This window comes from Verrucomicrobiota bacterium, assembly GCA_037139415.1.
Lineage (GTDB): Bacteria > Verrucomicrobiota > Verrucomicrobiia > Limisphaerales > Fontisphaeraceae > JBAXGN01.
This window is the reverse complement of the sequence record JBAXGN010000121.1, coordinates 1-24930: the sequence shown is the minus strand read 5'-3', so window position 1 is coordinate 24930 and position 24930 is coordinate 1. Positions and strand designations below refer to the sequence as shown.

Genomic DNA, 24930 nt, shown 5'->3' with positions numbered 1-24930 from the left:
CGCAGAATTTAAAGGTGGTCGCCGGTACGTTGCCCGGCACGGTGGTTGTCAGCGCCAAAAGCCCGCGCGGGGCGCGCATGTTCGAGGTGCAATATTGCCTGGGCGATACATCCGTGCCCGCCAATTGGAAGGTCGGCGCGCAGCACAGCTCCTGCCACAAAATCAAGATCGCCGGCCTGGAACGCGGCAAGGATTACTCGTTCCGCATCTGTGCCTTTGGCCAGGACGGCCCCGGCCCATGGTCGGAGCTGGTCGTTTTTATGCCGTCTTGAGTCGGTTTGGTTTGAGCCGCCGCCGCCCTGGCAATCCCAGGGCGGCTTTTTTTTGCGTCTGGCGAGGCCGCGAGACTCTGCCTTGTTCCGCCGGGCAGGAAGGGAATGGCTTCGGCTCCAGGCACCGGATTTGCTTCTGCGCAACCATGGGCTATCTATTCCCCATGAAACGTATTGTGCTGCTGATGTTGACGTTGACCCTGGCCAGCCTGGCCCAGGCGGAGATTCGCACCCAAACCGTCGAATATAAACAGGGGGAAACCACCCTGGAAGGCTGGTTCACGTATGACGACGCGCTCCCCGGCAAACGCCCGGCCGTGCTCATCGTGCATCAATGGAAGGGCCTGACCGATTACGAAAAGAAGCGGGCCGACATGCTGGCGAAGCTGGGCTATGCGGCCTTTGCCTGCGATATTTACGGCCAGGGCATCCGCCCCAAAGACCCGCAAGCGGCCGGCGCCCAGGCGGGCAAATACAAGGGCAACCGGGCGTTGCTGCGCGAGCGCGTGAATGCCGGCCTGGCCTGGCTCAAGCAACAGCCGCAGGTGGACACCGCCCGCGTGGCGGCCATCGGCTATTGCTTCGGCGGCACCGCGGTCATCGAACTGGCGCGCAGCGGGGCCGAACTCAACGGCGTGGTCAGCTTCCACGGCGGGCTGGATTCCCCCGCCCCGGCGGACGGCAAGAATATCAAATGCAAAGTGCTCGCCCTGCACGGGGCCGACGATCCGGCAGTGCCCGCGAAGGACCTGGCGGCGTTTGAGGAGGAAATGCGCGCCGCGCAGGTGGATTGGCAACTGGTGAAGTTCGGCGGCGCGGTGCACAGCTTCACCGATTGGAACGCCAAACCCGGCGTCTCACCCGTGGCAGCCTATAACGAACCCGCCGACCGCCGCTCGTGGGAACTCATGAAGCTGTTCTTCGGCGAAGTTCTGAAGTAATCTCCTTGGGCCGTTCGCCGGGCGATCTTTATTTGGCGGAGGTAGGGTAAAGGCGCAGCACTTCGACAAAGCGCGGGGCGACTCCGAGTTCGCAGCCATCCGCCGTGCCTTTGACATCCACAAAGCGCCAGCAGTCGCGCACACGCGCGGGCTTGGCCAAACCGAGGTCCGCCCATTTCACGGACATGGATTGAGGTTTGCGCAGTTGGTTGCAGAGGCCAACCGCCTTGCTGCCATCGGCCAAATCCTTGACCAGAACGAAGCCTTCCGGAGTGCGGCTTTGAATGCGCGCGCATTGGCCGAGCGCGTCCTGGTTGATGTCAATGAGTTCCGGATTGCACAGGATGCGCAGGGTGAAATCATCCAGCTTGCTCATATCGCCGCTGTAAAAGAGCGGGCACGCCATGAGGCACCACAGGGACATGAAGCTGTACTGTTCCTGGGGCGTCAGCGGACAGGGATGCGGCATTTCAAAGGCGCCATTGCGTTGCGCGCCAATCCAGCCAATCTGGATGTAATCCGGATCGTTCCAGGCCCCTGGCCGGTTGAACTCGCGCAGGGCGCAATTCTTCAGCGTAATCTCGAAAATGCGGTTCAGCTCAAAGCCGAGGTCGCCGCCGGTCCGCCATGAATGGCCGCCGACTTCCGCGCCCCATTTCCAAACTTCGCCCATGCCGTACTGGCAGAGGTTGAACACCAGGTCGCGCGGTTGTTGCTTCAACAGATCGCCCATCAGGCGGAAAGGCTTTTGCATGGCGGCCAGGTCGGGTTTCTTGCCGACCACCTGCCCATAGGAGCACCAGTCGTACTTGAGGAAATCGTAACCCCAACTGGCAAACAGCCTGGCATCCTGCTCTTCATGCTGATAAGCGCCGGCAAACCCGGCGCAGGTGCGCGCCCCGGGCGAGGTGTACAGCCCGGCCTTCAGACCCTTGGAATGAATGTAATCCGCCAAGCCTTTCATGTCCGGAAAGTAAGCGTTGGGAACCAGGTTGCCTTGCGCATCGCGGATCGGCCCCACGCGTTTGGGGTCGGTCTGGTATTTGCTGAGCGAAGCGGCATTCATCCAGCAATCATCGATGTTCACATACTGATAGCCGGCATCCGCCATCCCGCTGGACACCACGACATCCGCCGCCTCCTGCATCAGCTTTTGGGTGATGCGATTGTAGTGGGTGTACCAATGGTTGTAGCCCATGGAAGGGGTCAGCGAGAGGGTATCACCCGCCACCAGCTTGAACGGACGCTCCGCCTGGCCGCGCGAACTCTTTGCGCGAAAGGTGATCTGGTATTCGCCACGCTGGGGAGTGGTGCCGGTGATGATGCCGGTATCCGCATCCAGCGCGAGCCCGGCAGGCAAACCTTCGGCGGTGAACTTCATGGGGCGTTCGCCGGTGCAGGGAATGCGGTAAAGGAACGGATGGCCGGGCCGCGCCCCGTAAACCTGCGGGCCATTGATGCGCGGCGAGGCCGCGGGAGGCGGAGAGAGGATAATGCGTTCCGCCGCGGGTTGAGCGGCAGGTTGTGCCGTGGCAGCATGAAGAACGGCCAGTGGCGATAGCATCAAGGCTGCGAGGGTGAATGATGGAAGAGAGCGCATGTTGTTGTTTTGGTTGAGATTAACTTGAGCTGGATTGATTGCCGATCTCCAGAAGGATGGATGGATGGACACGGATGAATTCCACGGGCCACCGTGAAACGTTTCACGCCATGCTTCGAATTCGACTTTCATCGGGGTGAATCATGGCTGATTCCCCTGCCTTGCACAATACGCAAAACAACGATTCATAATTGTCACCAGATAAATCTTGTAAATATGGCCAACTCTGGAAAGTTATCCCCTCAAACAACACTATCATGAATGGTCGCGAACGGATTTTGAACCATCTTAAGGGGCTGCCGGTAGATCACCTACCGCTCATGCCCATCACCATGATGTTTGCCGCCGATCAATGCGGCATCCCCTATGGACGGTATGCCAGCGATTACCGCGCGTTAGTCGAGGCGCAATTGTTCACCGCCGGGAAGTTTGGCTTTGATTATGTTTCCTGCATTTCGGATCCGGCCCGCGAGGCGGCGGATTGCGGGGCGCAGATTGCCTACTTCGACGACCAACCGCCGGCCATCCTGGAGGACCAGGCGCGCCTGATGGATAAAACGGAACTCGTCCGATTGAAGCTGCCCGATCCCCTGGGCGGCGGACGGATGCATGATCGGGTGAAGGCGGCGGCGTTGTTCAAGGAGAAAACGCGGGGCGAGAAGCTGATCGAAGGCTGGGTGGAAGGCCCCTGCGCGCAGGCGGCGGACTTGCGCGGCATCAACACGTTGATGATGGATTTTTACGATGATCCGCAGTTTGTCCGGGATTTGTTCGAGTTCATTGTGGCAATGGAGTTGCAGTTTGCCCGCGCCCAAATGGAAGCGGGCGCGGATATCATTGGCGTGGGCGACGCCGCCGCCTCGCTGGTCGGGCCGCAGATTTACGAGGAGTTTGTGCTGCCATACGAACAGAAACTGGTGGCGGGATTGCGGGCCATGGGCATGGGCGTGCGGCTGCACATTTGCGGCAATGCCCGGAAAATCCTCCGTGGGATGGGCCAGTTGGGCTGCGATATCGTGGATCTGGATTCCCTGGTACCCGTCTCCGAAGGCCGGACGCAGATGGGCGGGCAACAAATCATCCTCGGGAACCTGAATCCAGTGGCCATGCTCCGCAATGCGACGCCGGAAGCCGTCACTGCCGCCGTGAGCGAGTGCCATCGGCAGGCCGGCGGGCGATTCATCGTGGGCGCCGGTTGCGAAGTGCCGCGCGACACGCCAGAGGCCAACCTGCGCGCGCTTTGCGATTACGCCCGCAGTCATATACCTGGATAGCAAAGAAGTCCCCGCCAGATGAACGAGTCGTCCAGCACCACGCCGCCGATTCCCGCCAATGCGGAGCGGTTGACCGTATTTTACGAGGCGGCCTGCGAAGGCCTGGCGCTCATCAAGGATGGCCTCGTGTTGGATGCCACCCCGCGCCTGGCGGAATTGCTCGGTTGCGAACTGAGTGAAATCGTGGGGCGTCCGGTATTGGACTTTTTGGCGCCGCAGCTCGTCGAGAGCGTCCGCCAGAGCCTGACCACCCTGCCGACTGCCGGGACGCGGGAAAGTGCCATGCGCAAGCAGGACGGGAGCACCGTGCCGGTGGAAGTGCAGTTCAAAACCATCGATTACCAGGGACAACCGGTGCTCGCCATCGCCGTACGCGATATTACCGCGCGCAAGACGGCGGAAATGAAGTTCCGAACGGTCTTCGATCAGGCAGGGATCGGCATCATCTGGGTGGGGGCGGACAACCAAATCGTGGAGTCGAACCCGCAATTTCAACGGCTGGTGGGTTACACCGCCGAAGAGTTGCTCGCCCAGACGCCTCAGACGATCACGCATGTCCTTGATTGGGAGTATGAGCGCAAGTTGGTGCGTGAGGCGGTGGAAAACCAAGCGGCATCCTGCCACTTGGAAAAGCGCTACCTTCATCGGAACGGCCACATTGTCTGGGTGCATTTAAGCATCTCCATGTTATACAACGAGCAAGGAAAGGTCGCCCACTATGTGGGCATGGCCACAGACATTTCCGAGCGTAAACAGGCCGAGCATCAGCACGCCATGGAAGAAGCCCGCATGGAATCGTTGATTCATTTGGGCCGCATGGATGCCGGGACGGAGCACGAATTGGTTAATTATGCGCTCGAAGAGGGCGTGCGCCTGACGGGCAGCCAGTACGGCTATGTGGCGTTTGCCAATGAAAACGAATCCGTGCTGACGATGTATGCGTGGTCGCGCGATGCCATGGCGGATTGCAAAACTGCGGATCGTCCGATGATTTTCAACGTCGCGGATACCGGGCTCTGGGGCGAGCCGATCCGGCAACGCGCCGCAGTCTTCGCCAATGACTACCCTGGGATGCTGTCTCAAAAAAAAGGGACACCCATGGGGCATGTTGCGATTCAAAGTCATCTGGGGGTGCCGGTTTTTCAGAATCAACACATCGTGGCCGTGGTGGGGGTGGCCAATAAAGACGAACCCTACACCGAGGCCGACGCCCGCCAGTTGACCCTCCTGATGGAAGGCATGTGGCGGCACCTTGAACGGCGACGCACCCAACAGGCGATGCGCAATTCCGAGGAACGCTTTCGCAGCATCGTCCATTCCTCACCGATGGGAATCCATCTGTATGACTTTGCGGCGGATGATAAATTGATCATGATCGGCGCGAACCCGGCAGCCGACGCCATCCTGAAGCGGGACCATACGGATATTCTCGGCAAAACACTGGAGGAAGCCTTTCCCGGCCTGCCACAAACCGACATCCCCGAGCGTTACCGGGAAGTTTGCCGCACTGGCATCCCCTGGCAATCCGAGCAGTTGAAGTATTCGGACGAAACGATCTCGGGCGCGTTTGAAGTCCATGCGTTTCGGGCCGGGCCGGGCCGGTTGGCGGTCATGTTCTTTGAGATTACGGAACGGCTGCGCGCTCAGTCCGAGCTACGCCTATTGAGCACGGCGCTGGAATCTGCCAGCAACGCCATGATGATCACCAACCACGAGGGGGCGGTCGTGTGGGTCAATGACTCGTTCACCAAGATGACCGGCTATGGGCTGTCCGACATCCATGGGATGACGCCCCGGTTCCTTAACTCGGGAAAACACGAGGCGGCGTTTTATACCGCGATGTGGGAAACGATTCTGGCCGGGAACGTCTGGCAGGGGGAACTCATCAACCGGCGCAAAGATGGCGTGCTCTACACCCAGGAACAAACGGTGACGCCGGTGCGCGATAATCGGAGGCGCATCACCCACTTCATCGCCGTGCAGCAGGACATCACCGAGCGCAAAGCCATGGAGGAAAAGCTGCGGCAATCCTCGAAGATGGAGAGCATCGGGCGGCTGGCCGGCGGGGTGGCGCACGACTTCAATAATTTGCTCACCGTCATTCAGGGGCACACCGAGCTGCTGCAATTGAATACCAGCATCCAGGGGCGGGCGCAAGATTCCCTGCGGCAAGTGTCCGAGGCCGCCAAACGGGCCGCCAACCTCACCCGGCAACTGCTGGCGTTTGGGCGTAAACAGCCCATCCTAAAACGTCCCTTGGACCTGAATGAATGCGTGGGGAACCTGACCCGCATGTTGCAGCGCATCATCGGCGAGGATATCCGGCTGGAATTTGCCTATCAATCGAGGATGCCGTTGGTGCTGGCGGATGCCGGCATGATGGAGCAGGTGCTGTTGAACTTATCCGCCAATGCGCGCGATGCCATGCCCAATGGCGGACGCCTGGTGATCGGCATCGAAACGCTCCGCGTCACGGAAGATCAGGCGCGGCGAGTGGATCGTGCGCGTGCCGGTGAATTTGTGCGTCTGAGCGTGCGGGATACCGGCACGGGAATCCCTCCCGAAGTGTTGCCGCGCATCTTCGAGCCATTCTTCACGACCAAGGATGTGGGCAAAGGCACCGGCTTGGGGCTTTCGATGGTGGATGGGATTGTGGACCAGCATCAAGGCTGGCTGGAGGTGGTAACCTCGCCGGGCGGCGGCAGCACCTTTTTTGTGTATCTGCCGGCACTTGCCCGCGTGGCTCCGCTAGCCGAGGTTCCCGTGCCGCCGCCCAGAGTACGTGGGGGCACCGAAACCATTCTGCTGGTGGAGGACGAACTGGATGTGCGCTCGCTGGCCAAGGAAATCCTGCAAATGCGGGGATACCGGGTTTTGGAGGCGGATTGCGGCGCAGCCGCGCTTAAGGTCTGGGCGGAGCAACACCAGAATATCCAATTATTGCTGACCGACATCGTGATGCCGGGCGGGTTGAACGGTCTGGACCTGGCGCAAATGCTGTTGCGCGAAAAGGCGAACCTGAAGGTGATTTATTCCAGCGGCTACAGCAGCCCCTTGGATTCGGCGCAGGGAACGGCGTTGCATGAGTTGAAATTCTACCTGCAAAAGCCGTTCATGCCCGGACAATTGGCCCAGATGGTGCGGCGCTGTCTGGATGAGGGGCCACCGGCAACTGGCGTCCAGAGTTAGACGAAGCGGCAGGTTTGCGCGACCGCCGCTTTCAGCCGGCGCAGATAATCGCGGCGCGGAATTTCAGTGGCCCCCAATTGCTGCGTGATCGGGGTGAGCATCTGAATGTCAAACAAAGCATAGCCGCGTTCCTTCAAGCGCTGAATCAAATGGAAGAGCGCCACTTTGGAGGCGTCCGTCTGCCGGTGGAACATGGATTCCCCGGCAAACACACCACCGATGCCGACGCCATAGATCCCGCCAGCCAATTCCCCATCGCGCCAGCACTCCAAACTATGCGCGTGCCCCTGGGTGTGCAGGGCGCAATAGGCTTCAATGAACTCCTCCGAAATCCAGCGATTCTCACAATCGGGGCGGGAGCAAGCGATCATCACTTCCCGGAAGGCGCGATTAACGGTGATTTCAAAAACGCCCCGGCGCAACGTGCGCGCCAGACTGTGCGAGACATGAAAGGCGTCCAGCTCAAAGAGGGCGCGGGGATCGGGCGACCACCAGGTGATCGGGTTGACGCTCCAGGGAAAAATCCCACTGCGGTAGGCCAGCAGCAGGCGCGGCACAGACAAATCCCCCTCCACCGCCAGCAAGCCATTATGCTCTCCGCGCATTGCCAGTTGTGGATTCGGAAACGCCAATTGTTCTGTGAGCCGGAATATCATATCCAAATACAACCACGAATACCTATCCGCGGGAAAGCCTAGCGGATGGGCAGGCGTTTGTAAATCCAGCTTGTCGCTTTCGACCGGGAACGGTATCAATGGGCGCATGAATTCGCGTGATATGTTTCGTCTCGGAGTGCTGGGGTCCGGCAAAGGCTCCAATTTTGTCGCCATTGCGGACGCATGCGCCGCGCAGCAAGTCCCGGCGCAGGTGGCGCTGGTGCTGAGCGATGTGGAAAACGCCGGCATCCTGACCCACGCCCGGCAGCGCGGCATCCCCGCCACCTATGCGCCACCCGGAAAATTTCGCACCAAGCTGGATGAGGAAACCGAGGCGGCGTACATCCGCCAGTTGAACGATGCGGGCGTGGAATTGGTGGTGCTCGCCGGGTTCATGCGCATTCTCAAAGGCGCATTCTTGAAAGCCTTCGCGGGGCGGGTGATTAATATTCACCCGTCGCTGCTCCCCTCCTTTCCGGGATTGGAAGCGTGGAAACAGGCGCTGGATTACGGCGTGAAGGTGACCGGATGCACCGTGCATTTTGTGGATCAAGGCGTGGATACCGGGCCCGTGATCGGGCAGCAAGCGGTGCCGGTGCTGGACGGCGACACCTACGCCACGCTGCACGAACGCATCCAGGTTGCCGAGCGAGAACTCTACCCGCGCTGCGTCGCTGCCCTGGCGCGCAAGGAATATCGGATCGAAGGAAGATCTGTGCAGGGACTGAAACCGACGTTGTGAGCTGGCACCCTGCTTGAGGGGCCTCTGACCGTGTTTGGTTGTGCGTCGCAAGAGACCGGGCGCACGCTTACGCTTTCCCATTCACAGCATCGAACATGGCGACGATATTTTGTGGCGGAACGTCGGCCATGAGGTTGTGGACTTGTTGGAAGACGTAGCCGCCGCCGGGGCGCCAGATGTCCATCATGCGCCGGACGTGATCGCGGATGTGCGCGGGGGTGCCGCGCATCAGCACGTCGCGCGTGTCGCATCCGCCGCCCCAGAAGGTCAGGGCGTGGCCAAACTCGCGCTTCAGTTCCGCCGGGTCCATGCCGCGGCAGGTGATCTGCACCGGGTTGATGGTGTCCAGGCCAGCCTCGATCAGACCGGGCAAAAGTTCCCGCACCCCCCCGCAGCAGTGCAGCATGATCTTCACATCCGCGAGTTCCTTGACCCGCCGCCACATGCGCTGCTGGCGCGGGAAAAAGAATTCGCGGTACATCTTCGGCGAAATCTGGGGTCCATTTTGCATGCCCAGATCATCCCCGAAGAGGAGGATGTCAATGTGCGGCCCCACTGCCGCGAGGAATCGTTCGAGGTTGGCCAGGTGCCGTTCCACCAGGCGGTCGAGAAATGCGTGAGCGCGACCAGGGGCACCCGCCAGGAGCAGGAAGAAGTTGTCGTTGCGGTAAAACATCTGGCCGAGTTCCAGCAGGTTGCCGCCAAAGAGCGCAATGATGGCGCGATTCGTCTGGACGCGCAACCGGCGCGCGCCTTCCGCCAAGGCATCCGTTCCGCCCGGCCCGGACACGAGCGGCCCAGGCGGCGAGGCCACCGCCGTCCACATGCATTCCGCGAAGGCCTCTTCGAGTCGCGCGAAATCATCCTGTTCAGCGAAGGGATAGTATTCCTGCTCGAAGTAGAGGCAGCCTTCCGGCATGCGGGCGATGCTGCGCCCACTGGCGGAGCGGATGATCCAATCCGCCCCCTGGCGTTCCGGCTTAGCCCAGACCGGCATCAGGCAGGGCGTGCCATCCGGCAACACCCATTCGGCCCAGTGACGGTCTTCGAGCGCAAACGCGCGCCCCAATTCAATGGTATCCACGCCGAACCGCTGCAAGACATCCTCATCCACGATGGCGAGTTGTTGTACGGGATCGTAGATGCGCAACGGTTTCTGGGGCAGGCCCAGGTATTGGCGCAAACCGTAATAGGCCAGCGCGGCAATGCCCGAGGAGCGATGCCCGGAAAGGTCCACCGGAATGCGGTCTGGCTCGCGGTGCGCCAGCGTGGTCAAAATGCGTTCGCGGGAAGTCATGATAGGTTGTGGATTCAGGGGTTGCCGGTCAGGTGAAACACCAGGATTTTTCGTTCGGTCATTTCTTCCATGGCATAGCGCACGCCTTCCCGTCCGTTGCCGGAATCCTTCATCCCACCGTACGGCATGGGATCGGAGCGCCAGGTGGGCACATCGTTCATCAGCAAGCCGCCCACTTCCAATTCCTCAAACGCGGAAAAAATCGCCTGCACGTCGCGCGTGAAGATGCCCGCCTGCAAGCCATACGCGGAGTCGTTGATGGCGTGGACAGCCTGCCGGAAATCGTCATACGGTTCCAAGGTGACCACCGGCGCAAACAATTCCTGGCAGCAGACCCGCATGGCAGGGCGCGTGCTGGTGAGGATGGTCGGATGCATGATCAATCCGTCCCGCCCGCCGCCCAGCAGAATCTTCGCACCCTGCGCCACGGCCTCTTGCACCCATTTTTGGGCGCGCTGCGCTTCCTCCAGCGAGATCATCGGGCCCACGTCGGTGGCCTCATCAAGCGGATTGCCCAACTTCAGGCGGGCGGTCAGCGCGACCAACTTTGCGGCAAACGCGTCGAACACCGGACGATGCACATAGATGCGCTGGACGGAAATACAGGCTTGCCCGGCATACGCAAAGCCGCCCATGACACAGCGTTGGGCGGCGTAATCCAGGTCCGCGTCCGAATGCACCGCCACGCCGGCGTTGCCACCCAGTTCCAACGCCACCCGCTTCTTGCCAGCCAGCGCCTTCAAGCCCCAACCTACGGGGGCACTGCCGGTAAAGGTGAGCAGTTTCAACCGATCATCGGTGATGAGCGGTTGCGCGTCGCGGGAGGCGCACGGCAGCACATTCAACATTCCCGGCGGCGCGCCCGCCTCGGTGACGATCCGCGCAAGCAGTAAAGCTGTGAGTGGCGTCTTGGTGGCCGGCTTGAGCACGAGCGAACAGCCGCACGCCAGGGCCGGAGCCACTTTGTGAGACACCAGGTTGAGCGGAAAGTTAAAAGGCGTGATCGCCGCCACCGGCCCCAGTGGAAACCGCCGGACCAACCCATGCCGTCCCTCGGAGGCTGCATCCAAATCCAGCGGCAGCCACTCGCCCCGCAGGCGTTTGCACTCCTCGACTGCATCGGTGAAGGTGGCGATGGCGCGCGTCACTTCGCCGCGCGCGTTCTTCATGGGTTTGCCAGCCTCCAGCGCGATTACGCGTGCGATTTCCTCGCGGCGCGACTTCAAGCCGGCAACCGTTTTTTCGAGGATCTCCGCCCGATTATGGGTGGGGAGCCGTTTGGTGATTTCAAACGCGCGCGTGGCGGCCTGGATGGCGCCTTCCACATCCTCCGGGGAGGCCTGGTAGGTAATCCCCGCCACTTCGCCATCGTAGGGTGACGTAACTTCAAGCGACCGGGCGCTCTGCCGCCACTGGCCGTCCACCAGGAATGGATATTCAGCGTTCATCTTCTTTACCGGTTTACGAATTATTGCTTTTTCTTCTTCTTGCCACCCGCCGCCGCCGGAGCGACTGATTTGAAAATGTTTGGTTCGACCGTATTTTTTTGTGGTTCACCGGGCGTGCTGCGGCCATCGGCGACGTATTTTTTCAAAAGTTGGGTCAGGCGCTCCACCACTTCCGGATATTTCTCCTGCACATTGTTTTGTTCCCCGACATCCGAACTCAGGTCGTACAGTTGCACGGATGGCAACCCTTGCTTCAACGCCGGGCCTTCCTTCGGCGCGCTCCAACCGCCAGACCCGGCGCAAAGTTCCAGTTTCCACTTGCCCTGCCGGATGGAGAATCGGCCTTCAATGGAATGATGCACCACGGCCTCGTGCAACGGTTTATCCGCCTTGCCCAACAGTGCGGGCAGCAGGCTGACACTATCCTCCCCGGCATTCGCCGGCAACTTAGCCCCTAGGATTTCCGCGCACGTGCCCATCAGGTCCACCAGGCAGATCGTTTGATCCGAGGTGCTGCCGGCCTGGATATGCCCCGGCCAGCGAATGATAAATGGCACATGATGGCCGCCTTCCCAGATATCCGACTTATACCCGCGATAATTCATGCTGGGGTAATGACCTTTGCTGGTCAACTCATCCACCTTGGCCGCCGGCGAACATCCGTTATCCGAGGTCATGACCAGAATGGTGTTGTCCGCCAGACCATTCTGCTCCAACGCGGCCATCACCTGGCCCACCGTCCAATCCGTTTGCATCACGAAATCGCCATAAGCGTTCAGTCCGCTTTTTCCCTGCCACTCGGCGGTGGGAAGGATGGGTGTATGCGGCGAATTCAACGGCATATAGACGAAAAACGGCTTGCCGTTCCTGGCCTCCACCGCCCGCTGACCCAAATAGGTGGTCACCCGTTTGGTCAGCGTGGGCAACACGTCAATCGCTTCAAAATCCGCCGCTGCCGGTCCTTTGCGAAGCCAGGTTTTCTCCGTGGTGGGCAGCGCCGTGAACCGGTCGTTCTCGATATAGACGAATGGCGGCATATCCAACGAGGCGGAAATGCCGAAGTAATAATCGAACCCGACCGCCGTCGGGCCATTCTTGATCGGTTTGGAATAGTCTGTATTTGCACGGGTCGCGGCTTCATCGGCAACGTCCGCGTTGTCCGGTGTGCTTTCGGCTCGGCCCTTCGCGCCAAAGTTCATGCCAAGATGCCACTTGCCAAAAGCCGCCGTGTGATACCCGTTTTGCCTCAGGAGTTCGGCGACCGTCAAACGCCCCGCCTCAATCAGCGGCGGAGAAAACCCATTCAATACTCCGGATTGCAACCGGCTCCGCCAATTGTAGCGGCCCGTTAAAATGCCGTATCGGGTTGGCGTACACACAGCGGAAGAGGAATGACAATCAATGAACTTCATGCCCTCCGCCGCCAGTTTATCCATGTTGGGCGTCGCGATCTTGCCCTCGGAGTTGAAGCATTTCACATCGCCCACGCCCAAGTCATCCGCCAAGATATAGACCACATTCGGCTTGGCCGCCGTGGCCGCGCTGACCAGCGTTGGCAAGACCACAAGGTTGAGCGTCATCCAACCGATAGCCATCCAGATACTCTGCCGCAATTTCATAAAACCAGCGTACTACAAACTTTTCCCGTTGTAAAAAAGAATGGTGTTCAAAAAATCAAGACACGTTATTTTGAACTCTAAATTTTTCACTGGAAAAACGTTCCCACTCAGGCCACTATCCGCCACCTGTTGAACACAGGCGGAGCCGGGTGGACATGGTTGTCCTCACTCCGAAATCGGCGGCCAAGCCGCCAGGATTAAGAAATACATGAAACGCACGCATCATTGCAACGAACTGCGCCTGACCCATGTCGGGCAGACTGTCATTTTAAACGGCTGGGTTCATTCCCGGCGCGACCTCGGCGGGGTCAACTTCATTGACATCCGCGATCGCGAGGGGCGCACGCAGACCGTGTTTGATCCCTCCATGTCGCCCGCCGCAATTTGCGAGCAGGCTTCCGCGTTGCGCAGCGAATGCGTCATCCGCGTGACGGGCGCGGTGCGCCAGCGCCCCGTCGGCACCAGCAATTCCAAGATCGCCACCGGCGAAGTCGAAATCATCGCCAGCGAGTTGGAAGTGCTGAACATGGCCGAGGTGCTGCCGTTCCCGGTGGACGACCCGGAAACCGCCTCCAAGGTGAACGAGGAACTCCGCCTCAAGCATCGCTACCTCGATTTGCGCCGACCGGAAATGGCCAAGAACCTGCGCCTGCGCCACAAAATCGCCATGGCCACGCGCAATTACTTCGATGAAAATGGTTTCCTCGAAGTGGAGACGCCCATGCTGTTCAAGTCCACCCCCGAGGGTGCCCGCGAATTCATGGTGCCCTGCCGCATCAACCCCGGCATGTTCTACGCTCTGCCGCAATCCCCGCAGCAGTTCAAACAGATTCTCATGGTGGCAGGCGTCGAGCGCTATTTCCAACTGGCCAAATGCTTCCGCGACGAAGATTTGCGCGCCGATCGCCAACCGGAATTCACCCAGGTGGACTTGGAAATGTCGTTCATTGATCGTGAGGACATTTACGCGCTTATCGAAGGCCTGCTCAAGCGCGTCTGGAAGACCGCGCTCAACCAGGATATTCCCACACCTTTCAAGCGCATCAGTTTTTACGAAGCCCTGAACCGTTGGGGCATTGACAAACCCGACTCCCGCTTCGGGCTTGAACTGGTGGATTTCACCGAGGAGTTCCGCGCCAGCACCTTCAAGGTGTTCAGCGGCACCATTGCCAACGGCGGCGTGGTCAAGGCCATCAATGCCAAGGGTCTGGCCTGCGCGACCCAGGGGCAGATCGAAACCATGACCGAGTACGCCAAGAGTTTTGGCGCCAAGGGTCTGGCGTTCATCAAGGTGGAGAAAGGCGAATGGAAATCCCCCATCGTCAAGTTCTTCAGCCAGGCGGAAAAGGACGCGCTTACGCAAAAGCTCGGCATCGAGGAAGGTGACCTGGTTCTCTTCGCCGCCGATCAATGGCTCAACGCCTGCGAAATTCTCGGCAAGATTCGCCTCTACTGCGCCGAGGTCCTCAAGCAACAGGGCAAACTTACCATCCCGGCCGATCGTTTCAACTTCATGTGGGTTGTGGATTTCCCGCTGCTGTCGTTCGACAAGGAAATGAATCGCTGGTACTCCAGCCATCATCCCTTTACCGCGCCAGTCGCGGAGGATATTCCGCTACTCAAAACCGAGCCCAAGAAGGTCCGCGGCCAGCACTACGATGTGGTGGTCAACGGCGTCGAACTGGGCGGCGGCAGCATCCGTATCCATCAGCCCGATGTGCAGAAAACCATCTTCGAAGAAATCCTGCAAATCCCACCGGACATGACCAAGGCCCGCTTTGGATACATGCTCGAGGCCTTCCGGTACGGCGCTCCGCCTCATGGCGGCATTGCCTTGGGCTTTGATCGCCTCATCGCCATCCTGTGCGGCACGCCCAGCATCCGCGACGTCATTGCCTTCCCCAAGACGGCCAAAGGCACCTGCCTGATGACCGATTCGCCCGGGATTGCCGAACCGCGCCAACTGCGCGATCTGCACCTCGAGGTGAAGGTGGCCAAGAAGGAATAGCGAGCGAGCGGTGGGCGGGAGAATCGGGAGCCCGGCCAAATTTGCAGTGCGATAGCAAATTTGGCTTTACGGGGATCAGTCACTGCTGGCGGAATTATTTTGATTCTGCCAAACGGTGGTTATTTTGAGGACTTATGATGATGAAAGCTGCGTATATTGAAAGCGTTGGTCCCCCGGAGAATATTCGGTTCGGAGATCTGCCAAAACCACAGGTGACAGGCGCGCAAGTGCTCGTGCGCGTCCATGCGGTTTCCGTCAACCCCGTGGATACCTATATCCGCAGTGGCTTGGTGCCGATGCCCCTGCCCTTCCCATTTATCGTGGGTTGCGACCTGGCGGGCGTCGTCGAAGCAGTCGGTCCCGAAGCCCGCCGTTTCAGACCGGGTGACCGCGTCTGGGGCAGCAACCAGGGCTTGCTGGGCCGGCAAGGGACTTTTGCCGAATACGCCGCCGTCCATGAAGAGTTCCTCTATCTCCTGCCCGCCTCCGTCAAATTCGAGACCGCCGCCGCGCTCGCCCTGGTGGGCATCACCGCGCACCTTGGATTATTTCGCGATGCCAAGCTGCAACGTGGCGAAACCGTGTTCGTCCATGGCGGCACGGGTGGAGTCGGTTCCGCCGTCATCCAAATGGCCAAAGCCGAGGGCGCACGCGTCATCACCACGGCGGGCAATCCTGAAAAAGTCGCGCTGGCCCACAAACTAGGCGCGGCCCTGACCATCAATTACCGCACCCAGGATGTCGAAGCGGAAATTCGGAAGTTCGCCCCCGGCGGTGTCCAAGTCTGGTTTGAAACCTTGCGTGAACCGGATTTTGACAAGACCGTCCGCTGTCTCGCGCCACGCGGGCGCATGGTGCTGATGGCTGGACGCGAGGCGCGTCCGCCGTTCCCCGTCGGGCCGTTTTATGTCAAGGGTTGTTCGCTGCATGGGTTTGCCATGTTCCAAGCCACCCCGCAAGAACAGCGCCACTGCGCCGAGGATATGAGCCGGTGGATGGCCCAAGGCAAATTGCTATCGCGGATTGGCCGGATTCTGCCGCTGGCGGAGGCCGCTGCCGCCCATCGCTTACAGGAGGAGAACACCATCCACCAAGCCGGAACGCTGGCTGGCAAAATCGTTCTCAAACCTTGATGCATCGGGGCTTTGACTTTCCCGCCGTTCGGGTTACGTTGTCCCCGGCATGACGCATGAAAAAACCTTGGTGATCCGGCCTGAGTTCCTGAATCACGCCGGTAATTTATTTGGCGGCTACATGATGAAGTGGGCCGATGAAATGGCTTATACCGCCGCTTCCCTCGCCTTTCCGGCGGGCAACTTTGTCACCAAACTCTTTGGCCAATTCGAGTTTAATTCGCCCGTCACCCAGGGCGACATCATCAAGATTTATTGCGGGGTGGAAAGCTTAGGGCAGACCTCCTGCAAAATCCGCATCTGGGCGCAAAATGCCCGAACCAAGGTTGAAGTCTTCCGCACCTTTGCCATCATGGTCAACCTCCGGGATGGCCACAAGGAGCCGCTGCCGCCATCCGCCGGCGGTCAACCGATTCTGATTTAGCCAGTTTCCCGGGGTTTAACGGTTTATATTCTTATGAGCAAAATTGTCGGCATAGATTTGGGTACCACCAATTCACTGGTGGCCATGGTGGATTCCGGGATTCCGTATGTCATTGCGGCCCCCGATGGCCAGCGCCTGACCCCCTCCGTGGTGAACATCCCCGGCCCCAACCAGGACACCATTGTTGGCCACCCCGCCAATCGCATCCGCGTGCTGCGCCCGGCGGAGACGGTTTATTCGGTCAAACGCTTCATGGGCCGACGCGGTGCCGACATCTCGAAGGAAGAGATGCTCGTTACCTACCCCGTCAAAGGTGAAGGCAGCGGCACGGTCACCATGGACATTCATGGCCGCGCCTGGACCCCCGAAGAGATTTCCGCCGAAGTGCTGAAGAAGCTGAAACGCGATGCCGAAGCCTCGCTGGGCGAACCGATCACCCGCGCCGTCATTACCGTTCCCGCCTATTTCAACGATGCCCAGCGCAACGCCACCATCAAAGCGGGCGAACTCGCCGGGCTGACCGTCGAACGCATCGTCAATGAACCCACCGCCGCCGCCCTGGCATACGGACTGGATAAACTGAAAGAAAAATCCAAGGTCGCCGTCTATGATCTCGGGGGCGGCACGTTCGATCTTTCCATCCTCGAACTCAACGCCGGCGTCTTCCAGGTGCTGTCCACCAACGGCAACACCCGCCTTGGGGGGGATGACCTCGATAAACGCCTCATTGATTTCCTCGTCGAAAAAATCAAAGCCGCCGGCGGCCCCGATGCCACGCGCGACCTGCCGATGCTCTCCCGCATTCGCGAGACCGCCGAGCAAACCAAGATCCGGCTTTCGTCCGAATCCGAGGTCGAAGTCGCCCTGCCCTTTCTTACGCCCGCTTTTAGCTTCAATTACAAGCTGACCCGCGCGGAACTGGAACGCCTCACCCGCGACATCATTGAGCGCACCCGCGCCCATTGCCTGCGCTCTCTGGCCGACGCCAAATTACAGGCGAACGAACTCGATCAAGTCATCCTGGTCGGCGGCCAGACCCGCATGCCGTTGGTCCGCCGCCTCGTTTCTGAATGGTTTGGCTGCGTCGAGTTCGAGGAGACTCGCGGCGACATCCGCTTGGGTGACGACTATCACGTCGCCAAAGGTCCCCAGCTCAACACCTCGCAAAATCCCGATGAAGCCGTTGCCCTCGGTGCGGCCATCCAGGCGGAAATCCTGAGTGGCGGCTTCAAAAACGTGCTTCTGCTCGATGTCACGCCCCTATCGCTCGGCATTGAAACCTTTGGCGGTTTGATGAATGTCATCATCCCGCGCAACACCACCATCCCGGTCAAGGCTGGCGAGCAATTCACCACCGCCGTGGACAACCAGCGTTCCATGCTCATCCATGTGTTACAGGGCGAGCGCGAACGAGCCAACGACAACTGGAGCCTTGGCCGCTTTGAAATTGAATTTGAGCCCGCCCCCAAGGGCGTGCCGCGTGTCGGCGTGCAGTTTGAAATAGATGCCAACGGCATCTTGCACGTCCTTGCCCGCGACCTGAAGACCGGTCACCAGAAAATCGTCCAGATGAAATCCGCCGTGGACGTGGACGATGCGGAAGTGCAGAAGATGGTCGAGGAATCCGTCGAGCACGCCTTTGACGACCTGCGCGCCCGCCAATGGATCGAAGCCAAAATCCGCGCTGGTGAAACCATCATGGCCACCCGCAAAGGTTTGGCCGAATGCGCCGCTGAATTGGACGCCGCCTATAAACAACAAGTCGAGGACGCCCTGACTGCCGTTGAAGCAGTGCTTTCCGCCGAAGATTCCCGCACCAAAGTGGGCGACCCCACCAAACTCAAGGCCGCGAACGCCGCGCTGGATGAAGTCACCCGCCGCCTGGCCGACCTGATGATGGACAAAGCCATGGAAGCCATGCTGCGCAAGAAGGGGTTGATTAGTTAAATGGTTTATGGGGAACCAATGACCATCAGTCCGAAGTTAAAAATCCGAAAGAAGGCCGAAGCCCGAAATTTTGCAGAACGATAATTGGCAGAAAGATATTTTCATAGATTCATCATGCGGGGTGTTATTCCATGGGGCCGATCAGCCAACGTTTGGCGCGGGGGGGGACGGTCGAGGAAGGCGAGGAAGGCCCCCCGCTTGCCAAGTCGCAGGGCATCTGCCGCAAACCGGCGTTCATCGTGATCGCCTGGCGCCGGATGGATGAAGGTCTCCAGCCTCCAGCCTGCTTTATGCACTTGACCCGTATCGGCGTGCGCGTATGGTCTCACCCATGAACATAAGCGCTGAAAATGACTTTTCCGAGGAAAAAGCCGTGCTCCTTTGCCGCACCGCGATGCGTGAAAGCATGAACAGCGCTAACAACCAAGTTCTACCAGTAATTATTAACTACATCCGCTTATGAAACAAAATATGATTCGTCTCGCTCTGGGAATAACGCTGATTTCCGCGTTTGCGGCTTCGGCTCAGGATCTCAAGGAATATAAATCCAAGCCGGGCGGGGATACCAAGGCCCGCGTGGAAGGCACTTCCAACATCCATGATTGGTGGGTGGAAAGTAAAATGATCGCCGGCAGCATGAAGCTCGATGCGGCCGCCCTGGCCAAGGGCACGCCCGGCAAGCTCCAGGCCGAGCTGAAGGTCATCATCCGCGTCAGTTCCATGCACAGCAGCAGTGGCTCGTCCATGGATGATGTGATGTACAAACAAATGGAGGTGGAGAATGATCCGGACTTTCAGCGGATCGTTTATATCCTAAAGGAGCTGGAGTTGAAGAAGGCCCCGGGCGATTTATTGGCCAAGGGCGACCTCATTATCCACGGGGTAACCAATACCATCAGCATGCCGGTGACTTTGGAAAAGGATAGCGAAGATTTGATTTTCTCCAGCACCATTGACATGAAGATGACGGATTTCAAAATCGCCCCGCCTTGCCTGAATTTGCTGGCGATGAAAATCGAAACTGGCGACAAGATCAAAGTGATCATCCGTTGGCGCGTGACGCCGATGGTCAAATAACGCGAACGATTGGATTCTCTGAAAACGGTTCGCCGGGAAAATCCTAAAGCAGACCTGATTTCGGCGTAATCACGAAGTAATTGGCGAATTTCCCAGTCGCCAACCGGTAGTCTATTCCCCTGCGGGATTTCATGGACCCCTTCAGCGGTTTCATGGACCCATTTAGCGGGCACCTGCCGCAAACCGGCATTCATCAAGATCAGCGTCGAAGCCGCCCCCTGGTGCGGGCCCACGAGCCAATGGGAGAACTTCCTGCCCCCTGAAGACAACCTGCTCGTTGACTACGTCCGCCTCTATCAGAAGAAGTAGTGATAGAAATTTGCTTTCTTGAGCCATACAGACCTCCTAACGCCGGACTGGCCGCGATGCGGTTAGAGGCGTTTTGGAATGCGCGGCGGCGGGAGCGCGTCCGAATCGGCGAGGCGCTCGTTGCTCATTCAGGGCTGCATCAAGCGCGTTGGTACATTACGAAAAATACGAGGTGGGCAGGATCTGAGGTTCCGTATCTGAGTATCGGTGAGATAGAAAACATCATTAGCCTTGAACTCCGCCCCGCGGCGGGCATAAGCTCGCGGGCATTGGTATGAACGCTCGTGAAGAAATTTTGGCCCGCGTGCGCGAGGCCTTGAAGGAACCGGCTCCGGCCCCTGGCAGCGGCAGCCATGCTGCTCCCACTGCGGCCAAATCATCCTCGTCTGGCCCCACCAACTTCAAACCCTGGCTGCCGCTGGTCGGCGCCACCTTTGAAGATTGGCGTGCCATGTTCACCAAGAACGCGGATCTGCTGAAGGCGACCTTCAAGGTGGTTCCCTCGGTGGAAGCGGCGGCGGCGGAAATCCGGCAACTGGCGACACAAGGCCAATGGAAGACGATTGCCACGCATCACAGCGCCCTGACCGACGCGGCCTGCAAAGAGGCTGGCCCGGCCCTGCTCTACACCGATGCGGGTTATGAAACCGCCGCCATGGAAAAGTGCGAAGCGGGCGTCACCACCTGCGAAGCCTTGATCGCGCAAACCGGGTCCGTGCTGATCACCAGCCGCAATTGCGGTGGCCGGGCGCTTTCGGTGTTGCCGCCGCATCACATTGTGGTGGCTACGCGCGATCAATTGATTCCCGATCTGCCCGCCGCCTTTGCCCTGCTGCACCAGAAATTTGAAGGCAATTATCCCAGCACCATGTCCTTCATCACCGGCCCCAGCCGCACGGGCGACATTGAACGCATCCTGGTGCTGGGCGCGCATGGCCCGAAGCAATTGACGATCCTGCTCATCGCCGGATGAAGACCATTCCTTTGGATGCCGTCCAAACGGTTCTGGCGGGAATCATCCGGCAAAACGCAGAACAGTCGGAATCAAGGGTGGATGTGTTGGCGGCAAAACAGCCGTTCGTGCGCGCGTATTTACTGGCGGTGGATGAAGTCATCGGCAAAGAGTCCCGTGGCCGATTGCTCATGACCGGCACGATGATCTGGGACGTCATGGCTGCCAGACAGCCCGACCTGCGCCAAGTGACCGAGTTGGAGTTGAGGCAGGCGCATGAACGCAACCAGCAGTGGATCAAGGAAATTCTGCAAGGCGCCACGGAAGCAGATCAGCTCTCACGTATCCGCACCGCTTGGGACGGCTATAATCAGGTGCCGCTGCTCGGCCTGGTGTACGCGGCCTTACAGGCGCATCAGGAAGAGTCCGAGACACCCACCCCTGGCAACGCCGAGACGGAGCTGATGTACCTGAAAACCGTGATTGATTGCCTGGATCAGTAACCAGATCCATCACCGCCCGCGCGGCAGACAACCGAAGAACGTCAGGTACGGCCCGCCCTTAGCCTCGCGCAACACCAGCAGCGCCAGTTCACGCAGGTGGTAATCGCCCCACATGGAGCTTTCCCCGTTGGGAATCTTCTGGCCCGGCGCGATGTAGTCCCAGCCATTGGGCCGGTGATAGACGGAATGCAACAGAAGCCCTTGGTGTTTCGCATCCAGGGAAAGATACGGCGTGTCAACCAGCGTGTTCGTGATGGTCAGCGCCGCCTGGCGATACTGTCCCCCTTGCACCTTGTCGCCTTGATCCATCAGGTAATTACCGAGGCGATAAAGCCCCTGCGCGGCAATGGCGGCGGCGGAACTATCCACCGGTTCCCACGCGTTAAACGGATCGGCGGGCTTGGAGAGATAATCCCCCAGCTTGTGCAGGTTCGGCGCGCCGGTGTCCCACATGGGGATGCCGTCGGTGCAGCAATTGGCCAGGTAAAAGTCGGCCGTATCCCGGGCGGATTCGAGCCAGTTCTTTTCGAACCGCGCACGTCCGCCCAAGGAACGGAGTTGCGCGTCCGGCACGGTCTGAAGATATTCCAATTGCTCGGCGAAACCGCACAGCGCCCAGGCGAGCCCGCGCGTCCACGTGCTGAACGGGGAATAACCCTGCTGCGAATTCGGGCAGCGAAAGCCGCCGTTGTTGGTGTTGAAGATACATTCGTGCGCCACGCGCCCGCGCACGTCATACGCATCGCGGCCTTTGCCGTGATAGACGGAATAACGCGCGGTGGCGTCCGCATGTTGCACCAGGCGCTCCAGCAACGAAATCTTGCGATCCTGTTCGCCCATCAGCACATGGCCCAAACTGTGCGCGATGGCCAGCACGCGCAGGGAGCGCACGGTATCCACGAACAGCGAATGCGGTCCGTTAAACGAGTAGATGAACCCGCCGCCTTCCGCCAGCGAACTCCATCGGTTGGCCTGCACCGCGCCCGATAATTTCAGCGCCAGCTCGTAGAATTCCTCTTCACACAGGTGGTGCGGAATCTTCTTTTCCCGCATCAAGCGCAGCAAATTGCCGTAGGTGGAGACATTGTTGAAACCGTGATCATGCACGCCGGTGTGGGTGATATGAGAGGCCATCAGCTCCGCTGTTTTGCTGCGGCCTAATTCCAGAAACTTCTGCTCGCCGGTGGCATCGTATTGCAACAGGGCGGAGCCGAACTCAAACCCTTGCGTCCATTCCGTCCAACCGCGGCTGGTGTACTGTCCCTTAACGGTAAACACGGGGGTACCGCGCGATGGCTGCCAGTTTTTCTCAATGCTCAGGATTTTCTGAGCCGACAGCTCAAAAACGCAGTTCAGTTTACCCGCCAGCTTTTGCGGGGTCAGTTTCGTATCAATTTTAATCGCCATAATTCCATCTCGTTTCCGGGGATATTTTCCCCGGAATCCAGTCTTGTGACAACGTTAAACACAGTTGCAGCCGCGTTACGGCTTCCCATTGGCCGCCTCGGTCCGCTTGGCGCTGCAAAAATGGCGGTTGACGGCGTTCAGGTAGGCGCGGGCGCTGGCCTCGATCACATCCGTGCTCGCGCCCTTGCCGGTGACCACCTGATTATTCCCGAAATCCACCTTCACGGTGACTTCGCCCACCGCATCCTTGCCCTGCGACACCGCGCGGAGCGAATAATCCATCAGCTTGCCGCTGGTCTTGGTCAGGCGGTCAATCGCCTTGAGCGCGGCATCCACTGGCCCGTCGCCAATGCTGGCGTCCTGCTCCATGCTATCGCTGTCGCCCACTTTCCGCAGTTGCACCGTGGCGGTCGGCACGGTTTTGTTGCCGCTGGTGACGTGCAGGTACTGCAACGCCCAGGTCTCCGGCACCTCCGTGATGTGTCCTTCGACCAGCGCGGCGAGATCTTCGTCATAGACGAACTTCTTCTTATCCCCGATTTCCTTGAAGCGGAGGAATAGCGCGTTGATCTCGGTATCATTCAGCTTCAAGCCAAGATGCCGGAGCCGCAACGCCACGGCGGCGCGCCCGCTGTGCTTGGTCAACGGCAATTCCGTCTTGCCCCAGCCGATCTCCTCGGGGTCCATGATCTCATACGTCTCGCGCTTCTTGAGGATGCCGTCCTGATGAATCCCGGCCGAATGCGCAAACGCGTTCTCCCCCACGATCGCCTTGTTCCGCTGCACGAGGAACCCGCTCATGCGCGACACCAACCGCGACGACTTCACGATCTCCCGCGAATTCACGCCGCAGCTAAAGCCGCTGTAAAAATCCGAGCGCGTCTTGAGCGCCATCACAATCTCCTCCAGCGCGGCATTCCCGGCGCGTTCGCCGATGCCATTAAGCGTACACTCCACCTGGCGCGCCCCGGCCCGCACCGCCGCCAGCGAATTCGCCACCGCCAACCCGAGATCATTATGGCAATGCACGCTGATGACCGCCTTGCCGCTTTGGAACTCCGGCACCGACGCATACAACTTGCCAATCAACGCCGCGTACTCCTCCGGCACCGCCCAACCGACGGTATCGGGGACGTTCACCGTGGTCGCGCCGGCCTTGACCACCGCCTTGCAGACCTCCACCAGGAACTCCGGCTCCGTGCGCGAGCCATCCTCCGGCGAGAACTCCACATTATCCACAAACGACCGTGCGCGCTTCACCCCATCCTCCGCCAGGCGGATGATTTCATCCTGCGCCTTGCCCAACTTGAACTCGCGGTGAATCTTCGACGTCGCCAAAAACACATGGATGCGCCCGCGTTTGCCGGCGGGCTTGAGCGCCGCACCGGCGGCCTCGATATCCTTGGGCATGCACCGCGCCAGCCCGGCGATGATCGGCCCCTTGATCTCCTTGGCGATGGCATTGACGGAGGCAAAATCCCCATCACTGATCACCGGGAACCCGGCCTCGATCACATCCACCTTCAACCGCGCCAACTGGCGGGCCACCTCCAGCTTTTCGCGCAGGTTCATGGATGCGCCGGGGCATTGCTCGCCATCGCGGAGCGTGGTGTCGAAGATGATGATTCGGTTCGTTTTCATGTTTTGTTTTTCTTTCGTTGCCGCCGCCCGGTGATTCGGTTCCCATTTCCCAAAACAAAAACCCCACCACCTGCCGGCAGCGGGGTTTTGGAAATCTTCCGAATTACCTAAAACCCGACTGCCACGCGGCGCAACCGCAGCAGCGTGTTAAGCAGATTCAGGTTCAGGTACCGTGTCATAACGGCGTTACCGTAGTGGATTTTCCGGTTACGGTCAAAAGTTTTTTTAAGCCGCTCCGCCTCGGCAAGCCAGCCAGCCTCATTCACCGACATTTGCCGTATGGCCGGATAGCCACGGCGTGTCCATGGCCGCAACCACTCAGCGTTGCCCGGTCATGGCGTACCCAAGGTGGAAGTGGCCCCCATTTCCCCCGCCAATTCGACCTTGGGCTCCGATGACTTGGTGTCCGGAATACTCGTTATTTACGACATTTTTCGGAGGTGTCGCCCACCTTGGTCTCCCAAGTGACCGACGCCGTGTGCGCAGAAGTG

General features: G+C 59.5%; 20 protein-coding genes. 12 read left to right on the top strand and 8 right to left on the bottom strand.

The window, feature by feature from the left end; all coding sequences use genetic code 11:
* Both WCO56_19620 and WCO56_19615 read left to right on the top strand, forming a co-directional pair.
* Nucleotides 1-272, top strand: a 272-nt coding sequence (locus WCO56_19620) for a fibronectin type III domain-containing protein (protein MEI7731791.1), incomplete at its 5' end; no start/stop codon positions are given.
* Between the two features lie 164 nt (nt 273-436).
* Nucleotides 437-1213: a dienelactone hydrolase family protein gene (locus tag WCO56_19615; GenBank protein MEI7731790.1), complete on the top strand. Its 777-nt coding sequence runs from the start codon at nt 437-439 to the stop codon at nt 1211-1213.
* A gap of 28 nt (nt 1214-1241) precedes the next feature.
* Here the strand turns inward: WCO56_19615 and WCO56_19610 are convergent, their stop codons facing one another.
* Nucleotides 1242-2813 (bottom strand): putative Ig domain-containing protein, encoded by a 1572-nt coding sequence (locus WCO56_19610; protein MEI7731789.1) that lies wholly within the window; start codon nt 2811-2813, stop codon nt 1242-1244.
* A 257-nt stretch (nt 2814-3070) separates the two neighbouring features.
* Between WCO56_19610 and WCO56_19605 the strand changes: the two genes are divergently transcribed.
* Nucleotides 3071-4087, top strand: coding sequence for a uroporphyrinogen decarboxylase family protein (locus WCO56_19605; GenBank protein MEI7731788.1), 1017 nt, complete (start codon nt 3071-3073; stop codon nt 4085-4087).
* Nucleotides 4088-4105: 18 nt separating this feature from the next.
* Nucleotides 4106-7276: a PAS domain S-box protein gene (locus WCO56_19600; GenBank protein ID MEI7731787.1), complete on the top strand. Its 3171-nt coding sequence runs from the start codon at nt 4106-4108 to the stop codon at nt 7274-7276.
* Here WCO56_19600 and aat read toward each other — a convergent pair.
* Nucleotides 7273-8040 carry a leucyl/phenylalanyl-tRNA--protein transferase gene (aat, locus tag WCO56_19595; GenBank protein ID MEI7731786.1) on the bottom strand — a complete coding sequence of 256 codons (768 nt, stop codon included), beginning with the start codon at nt 8038-8040 and terminating at the stop codon, nt 7273-7275. The two genes, WCO56_19600 and aat, sit on opposite strands and share 4 nt — an antisense overlap.
* Between aat and purN the strand changes: the two genes are divergently transcribed.
* A complete protein-coding gene (gene purN, locus WCO56_19590; GenBank protein MEI7731785.1) occupies nt 8039-8674 on the top strand; it encodes a phosphoribosylglycinamide formyltransferase in 636 nt (211 codons plus the stop codon). The two genes, aat and purN, sit on opposite strands and share 2 nt — an antisense overlap.
* Before the next feature lie 67 nt (nt 8675-8741).
* Here purN and WCO56_19585 read toward each other — a convergent pair whose 3' ends face one another.
* From WCO56_19585 to WCO56_19575, 3 genes are read right to left on the bottom strand one after another with little or no spacing between them, the layout of a single operon-like run.
* Nucleotides 8742-9971, bottom strand: coding sequence for a uroporphyrinogen decarboxylase family protein (locus WCO56_19585; protein ID MEI7731784.1), 1230 nt, complete (start codon nt 9969-9971; stop codon nt 8742-8744).
* 14 nt (nt 9972-9985) lie between these two features.
* On the bottom strand, nt 9986-11419 hold the full coding sequence (locus WCO56_19580) for an aldehyde dehydrogenase family protein (protein MEI7731783.1): 1434 nt from the start codon (nt 11417-11419) through the stop codon (nt 9986-9988).
* A gap of 20 nt (nt 11420-11439) precedes the next feature.
* Nucleotides 11440-12999 carry an arylsulfatase gene (locus WCO56_19575; protein ID MEI7731782.1) on the bottom strand — a complete coding sequence of 520 codons (1560 nt, stop codon included), beginning with the start codon at nt 12997-12999 and terminating at the stop codon, nt 11440-11442.
* 247 nt (nt 13000-13246) lie between these two features.
* Between WCO56_19575 and aspS the strand changes: the two genes are divergently transcribed.
* From aspS to WCO56_19540, 7 genes are all read left to right on the top strand, one after another.
* On the top strand, nt 13247-15046 hold the full coding sequence (aspS, locus tag WCO56_19570; GenBank protein MEI7731781.1) for an aspartate--tRNA ligase: 1800 nt from the start codon (nt 13247-13249) through the stop codon (nt 15044-15046).
* A 140-nt stretch (nt 15047-15186) separates the two neighbouring features.
* A complete protein-coding gene (locus WCO56_19565; protein MEI7731780.1) occupies nt 15187-16179 on the top strand; it encodes an NADPH:quinone reductase in 993 nt (330 codons plus the stop codon).
* A 49-nt stretch (nt 16180-16228) separates the two neighbouring features.
* Nucleotides 16229-16603, top strand: coding sequence for an acyl-CoA thioesterase (locus WCO56_19560; GenBank protein MEI7731779.1), 375 nt, complete (start codon nt 16229-16231; stop codon nt 16601-16603).
* 33 nt (nt 16604-16636) lie between these two features.
* The gene (locus tag WCO56_19555) at nt 16637-18550 is read left to right on the top strand and encodes an Hsp70 family protein (protein MEI7731778.1); all 1914 of its coding nucleotides are present in this window, start codon (nt 16637-16639) and stop codon (nt 18548-18550) included.
* A 471-nt stretch (nt 18551-19021) separates the two neighbouring features.
* On the top strand, nt 19022-19627 hold the full coding sequence (locus WCO56_19550) for a YceI family protein (GenBank protein MEI7731777.1): 606 nt from the start codon (nt 19022-19024) through the stop codon (nt 19625-19627).
* Nucleotides 19628-20210: 583 nt separating this feature from the next.
* On the top strand, nt 20211-20909 hold the full coding sequence (locus WCO56_19545; protein ID MEI7731776.1) for an LUD domain-containing protein: 699 nt from the start codon (nt 20211-20213) through the stop codon (nt 20907-20909).
* Nucleotides 20906-21391 carry a hypothetical protein gene (locus WCO56_19540; GenBank protein ID MEI7731775.1) on the top strand — a complete coding sequence of 162 codons (486 nt, stop codon included), beginning with the start codon at nt 20906-20908 and terminating at the stop codon, nt 21389-21391. The genes WCO56_19545 and WCO56_19540 overlap by 4 nt, the downstream gene beginning before the upstream one ends.
* A 9-nt stretch (nt 21392-21400) precedes the next feature.
* On the opposite strand, the gene WCO56_19535 is transcribed toward WCO56_19540, so the two are convergent.
* The 3 genes from WCO56_19535 to WCO56_19525 form a co-directional block, all read right to left on the bottom strand.
* Nucleotides 21401-22798, bottom strand: a complete 1398-nt coding sequence (locus WCO56_19535; GenBank protein MEI7731774.1) for a glycosyl hydrolase — start codon at nt 22796-22798, stop codon at nt 21401-21403.
* Between the two features lie 75 nt (nt 22799-22873).
* Nucleotides 22874-24439, bottom strand: a complete 1566-nt coding sequence (locus WCO56_19530) for a 2-isopropylmalate synthase (GenBank protein MEI7731773.1) — start codon at nt 24437-24439, stop codon at nt 22874-22876.
* 107 nt (nt 24440-24546) lie between these two features.
* Nucleotides 24547-24711 carry a hypothetical protein gene (locus WCO56_19525; protein MEI7731772.1) on the bottom strand — a complete coding sequence of 55 codons (165 nt, stop codon included), beginning with the start codon at nt 24709-24711 and terminating at the stop codon, nt 24547-24549.
* Between the last annotated feature and the right edge of the window lie 219 nt (nt 24712-24930).